Here is a 12,772-nt window from a genome sequence, read left to right as displayed (position 1 = left end):
TTCTCCTGATAAACTCGCAGGTAACTGGAGCATCTCAACAGTCTAAGTTTAGAATTACTGGAGTTGAAGTAATCCTTGCCATGCCAGAAACCAATAAAACGCTGACCCGTTGAACCTTGCATATCCTCTCATATTAGCAGATAGGAGTTAGACTCGCGATCGCACGTTTCCCCCTCATCCCCTAACGTCTTCCCACTCCCAGAAAGACGGGGAAGCATCACTCCCAAGTCTACCCCTGTTTATTTCCACCACCTGACTGAGATAAGGAAAACTTTTAGTCTTTACGCTTACGTTTTAATCATTTAAAGTTCATCAAATTTAACACGGGCAGAAAACGTCACGGGTCAATCCTGATTTGATCGGGGTTTGAGGTTGTAGTACAATGTTAACTTAATCCTGTATTGTGCTTATTTTATAGCAATTTTTTAACCTTAAACGCTTCAAAGCCTTATAAATAGGTTATTTTATCCCGTATCGCTGCGGCAAACTTGATACACGACAAGCATCTTACATTACCCAATTTTCTCGACTCAGACCGAGGCAAATTTGACAAAAAAACATTTTTATGCATCTGAGGTTTAATGAAAAAGGGACAATTGGGGGGAATAGGAATGCAACTCAGTAGGAGTTAGAGCAGTACGCTCTCGCGTAGTTACAGTACAAATGTTCTAAGACACTCCTGATAAAGCCTCAATTTCTAATGTGTAAATACACGCCTAGCGTAGGGCTATAGAGGAAGTGCGATCGCATAAGACACAGATCATCGAATCTCTGCTTGAGTCAACAAATTGAGGAACCAGCGACTGGATGGGAGGGAAGAAATAGGGCGCGATCGCACAGCGACTCAACCCAAATAATTCTCTTTATACAGTTGCGCGGTCTTCGCTTTAAATTGAGGACAGGGCGACCCGATCGCATTGAATAGAGTGGTGTTGTTAATTAAACCAAGCGGGTCGCCCCTACAGGAAGGAATTTGACAAAAGTACATTCAGTTATCCCTGTTTGACTGGTAGGGAATCACCGATCCTTTTAGGTCGGTGAGAATGTCAACGATGTCCTGCATCAGACTTTTTATCAGGATAAACGGTTAACCAACTGTTTCCGAAACACCAACCATTTTTCCATAGCATCAGAATTAGAGTCTACTCCTTTGTGCAATAAAATCACCCCATCCTCAAAGCCAACAATACCATACTCCTGCTTTGCCGTTACCTGATCAATTAGCGATACCAGCGACTTCAAGAGTCCTCGTTCCTGATCAAACGCTACCTGATATTGCTGCAATCGCCAAAGGTCAGCAATAATATACTCTACATTAATAACCTCTTGCTGATCATTACGTAAGCTTAAATCCGGTAAGCGGATAATTTCACGGCGACTAGAGAGATGAGGAATAATATACGTTGTCGCCGAAACACTCGCATCCGGTGGAATTTGGGCAACTAAAGGACGCATTTGTTGTACATGTTGCCACTGTTGGGGTAATGAGATATGTACCCACGGATCAAAGGAATCCGGTAGCATAAAATAAAACGCCCGATTTAACGCCGAAGCACTGGAGGTATAGGAAAAAATAAGCGTTAAAGTAATACAAAAAATCCAAAAATATCGAAACAGCGATCGCTTATATAAATCTTGATGCATTGACCACCAAAGAATCGCCCCATAAAATAGCCCTGGCACTACCGTAAGCGCATAACGAATATTAATCGCCAGTACCGATTCACCCTGACCTAAAAATAACTTAAGTAAAGGAAATCCCGCTATCATCCAAGACGCGGGTGAAATCGCTGGCACAAATGCCAACGGTAACCATTGCCCCAATAAATAATTCAACGTGCGACCAAACGGTGTCACCAATTCCACCAACACTCGTCCAGGATTACTCACCATTCCCCAGATAATCTCTAAAGTAGACGCCTCATCCCCCGTAGCATATTGACCGAATCGTTCCATCATAAACCGCTGCGAAATATCCTCGGAAAATAACGGCATAACTAGATTCGTCAGCAGAATCATATAGCCAAAACTGAGGCTACAAACCACTAATCCAATCCGGGGATATCGCCGACTTAGGATTAGGTAAACTCCCACACCAAATAAGCCGATTCCGGCATCTTCGCGCACGGCTAAAAGTAACACAGCTAATAGCCAAAATAGCCACCAGCAGCGTTTTTCCATCGCTAGCAGCAGTCCAAAAACAAATAGGGGAATCTGGGAAATATCGTGAAAGTTCGATAAGGTTGGACCAATAACCGCATTCGCACAGTAGAAGCTAACTGTAATCATCCCAGCTAAGGTTGGTTCCAGATACTCTCGTGCGAGACCATACAACACCAAACCCGCCGCTGTGACCAATGTGACCTGCAATACCGTTAACGTGGCGGGTGTAGGAAATAAAGCATACAGGGGTAACCAAAGTAACAACGCTGGCGTAAAATGTTGTCCCAAACGATGATAATCCACCGTGGGAACCTCTCCCTGGTGAACCACATTCGTCGAAAGTTGGGAGGATAAGGAACTCTCAAAAAAACGCCCGTGCAGGTTATTCCAGAAGACTTGATTAAAAATACCTTGGTCGTAGGAAGAATAAAACGTATAGTGTCGATGTAAGCCTAAAATTAAAGCCATACAAAAAAAAGCGATTGCCGCCGTAATCGCTAACCGTGATAGAGATACCTGAGAAAATTTAAATCGCATCATAGTATGTCCGGCTGTATAATTTGTCTATCATACCCGTAGTTATTTCCCAGAGAACATTATCCTAACGAAGGACAAAAAACAAAGGACGAAGGACTCCTAAATTTTGCTACCATAGCGAGAGTCCCCTTGCTGATGGTAAGATGATCAAGAGAATTTCCTTAAGCTTAGGCTTGTTGAGTGGAATCCTATTCACCGGCAATCCCGTTAATGCTGATATACCCCTAACTCCAGTCTCCACTGCATCCTCAACGGTTCCCCAAACCATTTCTCAAGCCTCCACCTCTAGCAATGTCAAGCTGTTACTCGAAGACTTACCTGAGGGGTTCCAGGAACTTCCCCCCGAATTAACCGCCTCACTTGCCTCTCAATTTAGACTGTTAACCCAGCAATTCCAGGACGCCAACCTGAACCCAGAAAATTTATTCGCCTTTGTCAATCCCGAAAGCTTCCAAATTGTTCTGGGATTTACCAGTCCCCTATCTAGCGAACAAGATTGGGTAAACTTTGATACTAATGTACAGCAGTTACAACAACCCGAAATTCAACAGTTACTGGTTAGTCAACTGAAGCAACGATTGCAAGGGATGGGAGAAATCAACGTTCTGGAATACAAACCCCTCCCAGAATTGAATAACTTTGCAGATACCTCAACAGGCTTTACCTTAGGCATCGATATGGAAGGAACCCCTCTACAGTTAGACATGGCAACCTTTCGCCGAGGTGGGATGATTGCGTTCACTGGGGTGATGTATGTAAATGGACAAATGCCATTAATTCAAGTTGGCGATGTTGCCCAAAAGCTTGATAGTCGTATTGTCCAAGTTTCGGCGCAATCCTATCCTGCTCGTTTAGCCAACCATCAGTTTTAAACCCCCAACCGACAACGTAGATATATACCCACCTGGCGTCTATCGACTAGCGGAGGTGAAAACCCCCGTGTTTTAACCGGGGGATGAAACCGAGCGAAGCGTCCAGCCAAGTCGCTTTAGCTACGAGTGTTTATTTTTTGATAGCACTTAGCCAATAATGTAGTATAATATCAGCAAACATTGCAGGAGGTCGAGCAAATGTTTACCTTAATTTACGAGTTTAAACTCAAGCCAACTAATGCTCAAGTAGCCGTTTTCCAACAATGGCTAGAGCAATGCCGTAAGGTCTATAACTATGCCCTTCGTGAGCGGAAAGATTGGGTTAATAGCCGTAAATGTAAGGGTTACGCTTGCTCAGTCAAAAGCGAGTACATCATACCAGCAGATACACCAGCTCCTACTTACAATAGTCAAGCGGTAGCCCTTACCCAAGCCAAAAAGAATATCCCTGGACTTGAGCCGGTTCACTCACAGGTATTACAACAGACTCTTAAGCGGCTACAGTTAGCGTTTGAGGGGATGTGGAAAAATAGGCGTGGGTTCCCTCGGTTCAAGAAACCTGGTCGGATGCGGTCATTTGTGTTCCCTGCTTTAGGGAAACAACCCATCCAAGGGAATCGAATCAAACTACCTAAAATTGGGCTGGTTAAATTCAATCAATCCCGTCCTATACCTGACGATGCGATCATTAAACTCAACCTAAAAGCACTAGGTAAAGGCTTCTTAGCTAAACATTGCCTGGATGCGGGTTGGGGTCAGTTCTTAGATGTCCTTCGAGCGTGCTGTTTTAAACGGGGTGTGTACTTCCAGAAAGTACCCGCAAAGGGAACAAGTCAAACTTGCCCTAATTGCTTAGAGGATACAGGCAAAAAGAAGCTTTCTCAACGGGTACATAAATGCCAATTCTGTGGGTACACCTGCGATAGAGATGTAGCATCTGCTCAGGTAGTAGAAATCAGAGGAGTCGTAGCCGTGGGACACACGGTAGGTAAGCTTTCTGAGGGTAAAGGTTCCGTCCTGGAAGACGTTAAACTCTGCCTCCCTGTGACGGAAGAATCCCCCGCGTTTTAACCGGGGGAGTGTCAAACAAAATCCCCCGGTAGCTATCAATAGCTTACCGGGAGAGACTCAGCATTTTCTGTTTGATTTCTATTTTAGGTTCAAGGACACCGATCAAAAATCCGTAAAATTCAGTAATTTCCTGGCTCTAGTTTCCATAAATCGTCAAAAATACGGGTTGACAACGGGTTATAGCAATGCTACATAAGAATACTTAAATAACTCTTTAACAAATGACAAAGGACAAATGACAAAGGACAAATAACCCTTACCGCTCAAAACTGTAGATTTTTTGCGTGGTTAAATGCTCAAATACGCGGGAGGGACACTGACTCAGTGAGTACATTTGCCGATCAAGCTGAACTTGTAAACTAAGCAGGGGATCGACCCCAGTAGACACTAGAAATTCTAGACGTCCCAGTTGCGACCAAGTGCTGAGTGTATCTAAGATTTTCGCGATCGCGATCGAGTAGGGATGATGGCTATCCTTGTACCAGTCGGGTTCTGCCAGGTTAGCTTGATCAAAGCCCAGGTGAACAATTAAGGACGGTTTCCCAAACAGGGCGATCGCCACCGGACGGGCTTCTTCCTGTAACAATAGGTTATGGCTTGCCGCTAAATGTCGCAGTTTTTCCAGTCGTTCATACCGTTCCGTCACCGGTTGCGGCGCATCTAACCACTGAATTCCCACGGTAACTAAATAGGTTTGTAGCAACAGATGCCCCAGTTTCTGTGCCTTGGTTGCCAAATAGATCGAGTTATAGTCATTAGATTCAATCAGCAGGGGGACGCGATCGACCACCTCAATCCCATATCCCCTTAATCCAGCAATCTTACGCGGATTATTCGTAATCAGGCGAATTTTTTTGACGCCAATATCATTAAGCATCTGCGCTCCCATCCCATAGTTACGCAGATCCGCCGGGAATCCCAAGCGTTCATTCGCTTCCACCGTATCCAGTCCCATATCCTGGAGGGAATAGGCTTTCAGCTTATTCACCAAACCAATTCCTCGTCCCTCCTGGCGCAAATACACCAGCACCCCTTGACCCGCCGCCTCAATCATTTTTAATGCGGCTTCCAGTTGCTGACGACAATCACAGCGCAGGGAACCCAAGGCATCTCCCGTGAGACATTCTGAGTGCATCCGTACCATCACAGGATGGTCTTGAAACCTGTCCGGATCGCCCTTGACAATTGCGACGTGTTCTGTTCTGTCCAAGGTATTGCGATAGCCATAAATTTTAAACGTGCCAAACTCGGTCGGCAATTTAGCCACCGTTTCCCGGTAGACAAAGCGATCGTGTTCTAGGCGATAACTAATTAAATCGGCAATGCTAATCAGTTTAAGATTATGCTGTTTAGCATACTGAATCAACTGCGGCAAACGCGCCATCGACCCATCGGGATTTTGGATCTCACAGATCACCCCGGCTGGGTATAAACCTGCCAATCGCGGTAAATCCACCGCCGCCTCCGTATGACCCGCCCGCTTCAGGACACCTCCTTCTCTAGCGCGGATCGGGAAAATATGACCTGGACGACGTAAATCACAGGGTTTAGTGTGGGGATTAATCGCAATTTGGATCGTTCGCGCCCGGTCTTCTGCCGAGATCCCGGTTGTCACCCCCAAATGGGATGCCGCATCAATACTAATCGTGAAAGCCGTTTGATTGCTATCGGTATTTTTAGTCACCATTAACGGCAAATCGAGGGCATCGAGGCGTTCTCCCATCAGCGCCAGACAAATCAAGCCCCTTGCTTCCACTGCCATGAAATTAATCATATCCGGTGTGGCAAATTGGGCAGCGCAAATTACGTCCCCTTCGTTCTCCCGGTTTTCATCGTCAACCACAACCAAAGCGCGACCGGCTTTGAGATCGGCTAGGGCTTCATCTATCGAGTTGAATTCAAACAAAACAGTTTCAGGCGATTCCACGTCAAAAGCGCGAGTGCTAGATCCTCTAGAGTTATAGAGTAAGTTACTTTTCGATTGTATCCCGTTTATCTAGGTAGAGAATTCACAGAGGAACGAATTTTTCGTGACCGAACCTGCCATAGTTCATCTTTCGTAGACCCGCCCCTACAAATGTCATCACTCTGCATGGCTCCCCCAGCTCCCTCTGCTCCCCCAGCTTCCCAGACGTAGCATGCTACGTCTCTACATGCTGCTCCCCCTAATCCCCCCTCTCTCTCATCTGCGACTGCTTTAATGCGGCTTTCGCTTGCTGCCAAAGCTGCTCTAATTCATCCAGGCTATACTCAGACAAGGAACGAGTCGCGATCGCTTCCATACCCGACAGACGCTGGATAAACCGTTGGTTGGTGTCTTGCAGCGCTGTGGCTGGGTCAAGGTCATACCAACGGGCGATATTAATTAGTGTAAACAATAAGTCCCCCAGTTCTGCCTGCTGCTCCTCTTTCCCTTCCTGATCAATTGCCTGATGGAATTCCGCTAATTCTTCGGCGAATTTTGCCCAAACCCCATCCACATCATTCCATTCAAACCCGGCGGCGGCGGCTTTTTGAGACATTTTCATTCCTGCCATTAAGGGAGGGAGTTTCCGGGCGTATCCCTGGAGTTTGCGACTCAACCGTTGTGCCTCGGCTGGGGTTTCTCCTTTTTCGGCGGCTTTGATTTGCTCCCAATTGTAATGGACTTCTGCGGCGTCTTGCACATTGACATCACCGAAGACGTGGGGATGACGACGGATCAGTTTTTCGGTAATGCCATCCGCCACTTCTTTTAGAGTAAAGTCACCAACTTCGGCAGCTATTTGGGCTTGTAAGACGACCTGAAGCAGTAAATCGCCCAATTCTTCGGCAATGGCTTGGGGATTGCCACGGCGAATCGCATCCACCACTTCATAAGCTTCTTCAATCACATAAGGGGTCAACGTCTCCGGCGTTTGGGCAAGATCCCAAGGACAACCCCCATCGGGCGATCGCAACTGGGCAACCACATCGATAAGCTGTTGTAGGGCATTTGTCATTTGTCCTTTGTCATTCGTCATTTGTCTTATGCCTTTGTCAGGGGTCGAGAATGCAGGCATTTTGGTTAAGCTATAGGGACAATCCCTCAAGCGGTTCTATCGGGTAACCATGAATATCAATATTGTTGATCAAAAACTCCGCATCGAACTGGAATGGTACGAGCAACTTTGGGCGTTCACCTTAGATAACTTGTGGGAAATCCCTCTCAACCATATTACCAGCATCACTACCGATGAACCTCCTAGCAGTTGGACAGAAATTCGCGCCCCTGGTACAGCGTTACCGGGAGTGATTAAGGCGGGAACCTACTACAGTTCTAGAGGGAAAGAATTTTGGTATGTGACTCGCGATCGCAATTACCTGGTGCTAGCACTACAAGATGAACCCTACCAGAAAATTGTCCTAACCTTAGACCAGAATGACTTTTGGGCAGAACGCATTCAGCAAGCCCAAGCGTCATCGATTTGAGGATAAATTCTGTTCCCTGTTCTCTGTTCCCTGTTCCCCAAACTTAAATTTATTTTGGCGAATAAAGCCAGCTTTGATATTCAGGATTAGTGTCTTTCATATCTTCATAAATCCAGACCATGCGATCTAGAAACCATAGTTTCCCGGCATAGATTAGCGCTGCGCCAAACAGCGTGATCCAAAGGTCAAGTTCAATGACGCCCCACGCCACAAATCCTGTACCAATTGCTGCTACTGTAGTGAGGATATTGGGCATCATTTGATGTCGGGCGGGGACAGGAATTTGATCTCGATTCATCCAAATCCGTTCGCCAAACACGGCTTTAGATGCCCAATTATCAGTTGTTTCCGGTTGGGTAAATAGGCGTGGGTTTACCCAATTCCAAAGTAATGCCACTGCAATCAAAAACAGAGACCACCAACCCAGCCAAACTCGACTCCAAATGGCTAGAATGAGCAAAGGTAGAACTGTGTTGCGTGTCCAGACACTCCAAGGATTAGCATGACGTGTCCATGTGGCGTCATCCATCTTAAACAGTTGAGAAATTTTGTTTTCTAAGGTCATAGTAGTGATAAAATAGTCAGATAATGGCTTCGCTAAACGCACTACGGCAAGGATTTCGTCATTAAGGAAATCGGGTAGCATCCTTCAACTAGATGGCATCACCTTGCTCAGGAAAAATGTACCCTAACTTCCCCAGCCTCCCCAGCTTCCCCAGCTTCCTCAGCTCCCCTGAACCGAGGCTCAGGTTCGTCGATTTGAGGTTCGTTTGCGTTTAGTTGATTTACGGCGCGGCTTTTGCTTTTGACGCTGGTAGCGCTTGTAGGTGGAACTCGTCCAATCACTGATGGAGTGGATGATAGCGCCGAGTTCTAAGCCGACAAATAAGGCAATCCAGTGGGCTTGATAATCGAGGAGCGATCGCGTGATTTGTTGTTTCAACTCTTCCCCAGTCCAGGGTACAGCCTGGAAGAGGTACAGAATCACGAATCCGATTCCCGCCAAGGCGATGATCCAACTCCCCAGATAAAGGATACGAATCGTCGTCCCCAGGATAAAGCCATGGGAAAAAATAGAGCGGTGGCGCATCACCTTTTGGTAAGGTAGCCAAATCCAGCGCAGCCACCCCCAGCGTTTAAAGGGGCGTGAGTAGAGATCTAAGTCGGGACTGAACATGAGTCCACTAAAAAAAAAGCCTCCAGATACGATCAGGGTTAAGTCCCCATTCCTAGTCATGATGCGGGTTATAGCGGTTACAAGGGGGAGACTCCATAAGGTAATGCGATCGTGTATTTGACCAGAGGGCATATTTTTGGTAATTTCGTGTTAACCTAAGTAAGTATGTTACATACACGGGCGGTTAGCTCAGCGGTAGAGCGCCTGCCTTACAAGCAGGATGTCACTGGTTCGAATCCAGTACTGCCCATTTTTTTTGTACAGCACTTGTAGGGGCTTGGTAACCATGTAGGGGCTTGGTAACCAAGCCCCTACTTGATGGGAACCGGGTGTACCGTTTTGATATAATCGCCTAACTTACCCACCCAGTTTTCCCATGTCACAAGCGTGTATTTTAGCTCACTTGAGTCACCCATCCTCTGTGCCGAACCTGATCACCTCTGAACCCACGTTAAGCACGGTTTTAATCGGGATTGCGATCGCGTTTGGATTCGGTGCGGTTCATGCACTGTCCCCTGGACATGGTAAAACCCTCGTCAGTGCCTATTTTATTGGCTCTCAAGGCACACCACAGCAGGCTGTTTTACTCGGATTAACGATAACCTTTACCCATACGCTGAGTATTTTCCTCTTGGGTATAATCGCGCTGTTTGCGTCTCAATACTTCTTACCTGAACAATCCTATCCGGTGCTGAGTTTCGTGAGCGGGTTAACGATTGGTATCGTCGGATTGAGCCTGCTGAGGAAGCGGTTGCATTCCGATTCCCATTGTCATTCACACGCTCATGCACACTCACCCACTAGCTTTTCCTCCCTGGTTAAATTAGGGATTGCGGGGGGATTAATTCCTTGTCCATCTGCATTGGTGATGTTATTGAGCGCTGTGGCTCTGCACCAGATCAGCTATGGGCTGTTTCTGGTGGGCGGGTTTAGTCTGGGGTTAGCATCAGTGTTAGTTATTTTGGGTGTCGTCGCCATTTATGCTCGCCAGTGGCTGGAGCGATTGCCACAAACGGATCAAGTGTTGCAGAAGTTATCCATTTTGAGTGCGATCGTTATCATGGTTATTGGCTTTGGTATAACAGTTGTTTCAGTCACTACCTCGTTATGAGGCAAAATCAATCACAACCTTTTCAGAGATATCAAATGAAAGTAAAACAGTTCTTTGTTGTCCTACTGGTACTTGTCAGTCTTTTGGGCTTTCCCAGCCAAGCCTTCGCCCATGGTGTAGAAACAAACTATAACTTAAACATTAAGTCCCTGGAACTTCAATCGCTGTTCAGCACAGGAGAAGCGTTTAAAGATGCACCTGTGATTGTCCATCCTCCTGCGGGTTCAGACTACGCGCCGATGGAAGGAAAGACAAACGAACAAGGGATGTTTGTCTTTGAACCCGACTACTCCGTCAGTGGAGAGTGGGAGGTGGAGATTGGTGAGGATAGTCATTGGGATATGTTAGTGATTCCCGTTAGCGATCGCGGAATCGATGTCGAGGCGATCAGCCAGATTCAGGAGGATCATCCTCACCATCATCATTATCTTGCTAGTCAAATCATTGTCGTGGTGCTTGCCATTGGTTGTGGCATTGGTAGTCAATTTGTCAGCCATAAATTTAAGAATTAGCCTCGTAGGAGCGCACTGACTTCATTAGTATCAACTTAAGGCTGAAACCCTTACTTAATCAGAGATCCCCCTTCCGTCCCCCTTTTAGATCCCCCTTCCGTCCCCCTTTTAGATCCCCCTCCCGTCCCCCTTCCGTCCCCCTTTTAGATCCCCCTCCCGTCCCCCTTTTAGATCCCCCTTCCGTCCCCCTTCAAAAGGGGGAGACCAAAGGATGCTTCGCTTTTTGTTCCATGGGGGAAGCCAAAGGATGCTTCGCTTTTTATTCCATGGGGGAAGCCAAAGGATGCTTCGCTTTTTGTTCCATGGGGGAGACCAAAGGATGCGTTCCATGGGGGGAACCAGAAATTAATCAAAGTCCCCCTTTTTAAGGGGGATTTAGGGGGATCTAAACTTTGAGCGCTAGTCATAGAAACTCTTAAGTTGACACGGATGACTGACGTGCGCCCACAGGCAGAAAAACAGGCGATCGCAATTTTGAGTTGTGACGAACAATGATTCCAATTATTATCCCACAAACCCTAAAAGTTACTCAAGAGCAGTTTGAGGAACTCGCTGCGGCTAATCGCGACGTGCGACTTGAACGAACAGCGATCGGAGAATTAATTATTATGCCACCCACTGGGGGAATTACCGGAAAACGGAATATTGATATAGAAGGACAACTGTGGTTTTGGAATCGCCAGACAAAACTAGGGGTTGCTTTCAACTCTTCTACTGCATTTCGGCTTCCTAATGGTGCAGATCGTTCTCCGGATGCATCGTGGGTGAGTCAAGAACGATGGGATACATTGACACCAGAACAACAGGAATCATTTCCGCCACTGTGTCCGGATTTTGCCATAGAATTGCGTTCTAAGAGTGACAATATGGAACCTTTACGCAAAAAGATGCAGGAATATTTAGACAATGGGTTGCGTTTGGGGTGGTTGATTGATGCGAAGAATAAACGGGTTGAAATTTATCGACCGAATCGGGAGGTTGAGGTTTTAGAGTCGCCTACGAGTTTATCAGGGGAAGAGGTTTTACCAGGATTTGTACTGGATTTACAGGTGGTTTTGGGTAGTTAATCGTCAGTTTTTTCTATGCCAGCTAAAGATATCTACCATATCACATGGAGTCTGAAAACGCTATAGTCACCGATAAAGGTTTCAAATTTGTCATGGAATCAACGTGGAGATATTGAGGCGATGAATATAACCCTAACACCAGAAGCGGAACAATTGATTCAAGAAAAGATTAAAAGCGGTCAATATCAAACGGCTGATGAAGTAATTGTTGAAGGTTTACAATTATTAGAGCAGCGAGATAAACACTATGAAGTGTGGTTAGAAAAAATCAATCGCCAAGTAGAAGTTAGTATTAAACAGCTTGCGCTTGACGAAGAGACGGATAGGGAAGTTGTGATGGCTAGACTGCGGGAGCAAGTTACGAGTGAAGATTTAGATCCCCTAGTCATTGAAAAACTGAAGGGGCTAGCTCAGAAACACCAGCGCTCACTGCAAGCTGAGTTAACGCACATTATAGAAGCAGCCATTCAATCCCAAATACTTAACCAAACTAATACGAAAGGAATTCCTAAAACATCCGAAGAGTTGGGCTGGTCTCCTGGTTTTTTTGAGAGGACAGCGGGAAAGTGGCAAGGGGAACCATTGACACGCGGGAAACAAGGAGAATATGAGCAGCGGCTTTGGGAACTTTTGTGATTTATCTGTTAGATACGAATACGTGCATTCTCTATCTGACTCGTCGAAATTCAGCGGTTGTTGAGAAATTGGTGACAATTCCACGGCAAGACATCGTGCTGTGCGATATTGTCAACGCTGAACTCTATTATAAGGAAGTTGTGTGTTAACCCTAGATAGCGATTTTCGGGTTGATC

At 46.2% G+C, this 12,772-nt stretch carries 13 protein-coding genes and 1 tRNA gene; 9 read left to right on the top strand and 5 right to left on the bottom strand.

The window, feature by feature from the left end; genetic code table 11:
- Window positions 1–1,074: 1,074 nt before the first annotated feature.
- On the bottom strand, window positions 1,075–2,700 hold the full coding sequence (locus RIB93_RS06045) for a DUF2079 domain-containing protein (RefSeq protein WP_446371287.1): 1,626 nt from the start codon (window positions 2,698–2,700) through the stop codon (window positions 1,075–1,077).
- Window positions 2,701–2,843: 143 nt separating this feature from the next.
- On the opposite strand from RIB93_RS06045, the gene RIB93_RS06040 reads away from it, so the two are divergent.
- Complete coding sequence (locus tag RIB93_RS06040; RefSeq protein ID WP_446371245.1) at window positions 2,844–3,572, top strand: hypothetical protein; 729 nt, start codon at window positions 2,844–2,846, stop codon at window positions 3,570–3,572.
- Between the two features lie 198 nt (window positions 3,573–3,770).
- Window positions 3,771–4,643 carry an RNA-guided endonuclease InsQ/TnpB family protein gene (locus tag RIB93_RS06035; RefSeq protein ID WP_446371243.1) on the top strand — a complete coding sequence of 291 codons (873 nt, stop codon included), beginning with the start codon at window positions 3,771–3,773 and terminating at the stop codon, window positions 4,641–4,643.
- A gap of 256 nt (window positions 4,644–4,899) precedes the next feature.
- Here RIB93_RS06035 and ribBA read toward each other — a convergent pair whose 3' ends face one another.
- Entirely contained in the window at window positions 4,900–6,570 is a 1,671-nt protein-coding gene (gene ribBA / locus RIB93_RS06030; protein ID WP_446371241.1) for a bifunctional 3,4-dihydroxy-2-butanone-4-phosphate synthase/GTP cyclohydrolase II, read from the bottom strand.
- Window positions 6,571–6,808: 238 nt separating this feature from the next.
- Complete coding sequence (gene mazG / locus RIB93_RS06025) at window positions 6,809–7,645, bottom strand: nucleoside triphosphate pyrophosphohydrolase (protein ID WP_446371239.1); 837 nt, start codon at window positions 7,643–7,645, stop codon at window positions 6,809–6,811.
- Window positions 7,646–7,733: 88 nt separating this feature from the next.
- Here mazG and RIB93_RS06020 point away from each other — a divergent pair, with 88 nt between their 5' ends.
- Window positions 7,734–8,093, top strand: coding sequence for a hypothetical protein (locus RIB93_RS06020; RefSeq protein ID WP_446371237.1), 360 nt, complete (start codon window positions 7,734–7,736; stop codon window positions 8,091–8,093).
- Window positions 8,094–8,142: 49 nt separating this feature from the next.
- On the opposite strand, the gene RIB93_RS06015 is transcribed toward RIB93_RS06020, so the two are convergent.
- Window positions 8,143–8,658, bottom strand: coding sequence for a DUF6653 family protein (locus tag RIB93_RS06015; protein ID WP_446371285.1), 516 nt, complete (start codon window positions 8,656–8,658; stop codon window positions 8,143–8,145).
- 180 nt (window positions 8,659–8,838) lie between these two features.
- A complete protein-coding gene (locus tag RIB93_RS06010; RefSeq protein WP_446371235.1) occupies window positions 8,839–9,402 on the bottom strand; it encodes a metal-binding protein in 564 nt (187 codons plus the stop codon).
- 46 nt (window positions 9,403–9,448) lie between these two features.
- Between RIB93_RS06010 and RIB93_RS06005 the strand changes: the two genes are divergently transcribed.
- The 6 genes from RIB93_RS06005 (at window position 9,449) to RIB93_RS05980 (ending at window position 12,745) form a co-directional block, all read left to right on the top strand.
- Window positions 9,449–9,520: transfer RNA gene (locus RIB93_RS06005), tRNA-Val, on the top strand.
- Window positions 9,521–9,646: 126 nt separating this feature from the next.
- Window positions 9,647–10,381 (top strand): nickel/cobalt transporter, encoded by a 735-nt coding sequence (locus tag RIB93_RS06000; protein ID WP_446371233.1) that lies wholly within the window; start codon window positions 9,647–9,649, stop codon window positions 10,379–10,381.
- Window positions 10,382–10,416: 35 nt separating this feature from the next.
- Window positions 10,417–10,893: a hypothetical protein gene (locus RIB93_RS05995; protein WP_446371231.1), complete on the top strand. Its 477-nt coding sequence runs from the start codon at window positions 10,417–10,419 to the stop codon at window positions 10,891–10,893.
- A gap of 491 nt (window positions 10,894–11,384) precedes the next feature.
- Window positions 11,385–11,960 (top strand): Uma2 family endonuclease, encoded by a 576-nt coding sequence (locus RIB93_RS05990; protein ID WP_446371229.1) that lies wholly within the window; start codon window positions 11,385–11,387, stop codon window positions 11,958–11,960.
- Window positions 11,961–12,047: 87 nt separating this feature from the next.
- A complete protein-coding gene (locus tag RIB93_RS05985; RefSeq protein WP_446371227.1) occupies window positions 12,048–12,596 on the top strand; it encodes a ribbon-helix-helix domain-containing protein in 549 nt (182 codons plus the stop codon).
- Complete coding sequence (locus RIB93_RS05980; RefSeq protein WP_446371225.1) at window positions 12,593–12,745, top strand: hypothetical protein; 153 nt, start codon at window positions 12,593–12,595, stop codon at window positions 12,743–12,745. Before RIB93_RS05985 ends, RIB93_RS05980 begins: the two co-directional genes overlap by 4 nt.
- Window positions 12,746–12,772: the final 27 nt, after the last annotated feature.

This window comes from Coleofasciculus sp. D1-CHI-01 (genome assembly GCF_040218875.1).
Classification (GTDB): Bacteria; Cyanobacteriota; Cyanobacteriia; order Cyanobacteriales; family Coleofasciculaceae; genus Coleofasciculus.
The sequence above is the reverse complement of the archived record's forward strand: the minus strand, read 5'-3'. Positions and strand labels throughout refer to the sequence as shown.

What these genes read in the sequence shown, in the direction of transcription:
- RIB93_RS06045 (WP_446371287.1), bottom strand. Translation starts at nt 2,700, where the DNA reads ATGCGATTTAAATTTTCTCAGGTATCTCTATCACGGTTAGCGATTACG.
- RIB93_RS06020 (WP_446371237.1), top strand. Translation starts at nt 7,734, where the DNA reads ATGAATATCAATATTGTTGATCAAAAACTCCGCATCGAACTGGAATGG.
- RIB93_RS05995 (WP_446371231.1), top strand. Translation starts at nt 10,417, where the DNA reads ATGAAAGTAAAACAGTTCTTTGTTGTCCTACTGGTACTTGTCAGTCTT.
- RIB93_RS06010 (WP_446371235.1), bottom strand. Translation starts at nt 9,402, where the DNA reads ATGCCCTCTGGTCAAATACACGATCGCATTACCTTATGGAGTCTCCCC.
- RIB93_RS05990 (WP_446371229.1), top strand. Translation starts at nt 11,385, where the DNA reads ATGATTCCAATTATTATCCCACAAACCCTAAAAGTTACTCAAGAGCAG.
- RIB93_RS06040 (WP_446371245.1), top strand. Translation starts at nt 2,844, where the DNA reads ATGATCAAGAGAATTTCCTTAAGCTTAGGCTTGTTGAGTGGAATCCTA.
- RIB93_RS06015 (WP_446371285.1), bottom strand. Translation starts at nt 8,658, where the DNA reads ATGACCTTAGAAAACAAAATTTCTCAACTGTTTAAGATGGATGACGCC.
- mazG (WP_446371239.1), bottom strand. Translation starts at nt 7,645, where the DNA reads ATGACGAATGACAAAGGACAAATGACAAATGCCCTACAACAGCTTATC.
- RIB93_RS06035 (WP_446371243.1), top strand. Translation starts at nt 3,771, where the DNA reads ATGTTTACCTTAATTTACGAGTTTAAACTCAAGCCAACTAATGCTCAA.
- RIB93_RS06000 (WP_446371233.1), top strand. Translation starts at nt 9,647, where the DNA reads ATGTCACAAGCGTGTATTTTAGCTCACTTGAGTCACCCATCCTCTGTG.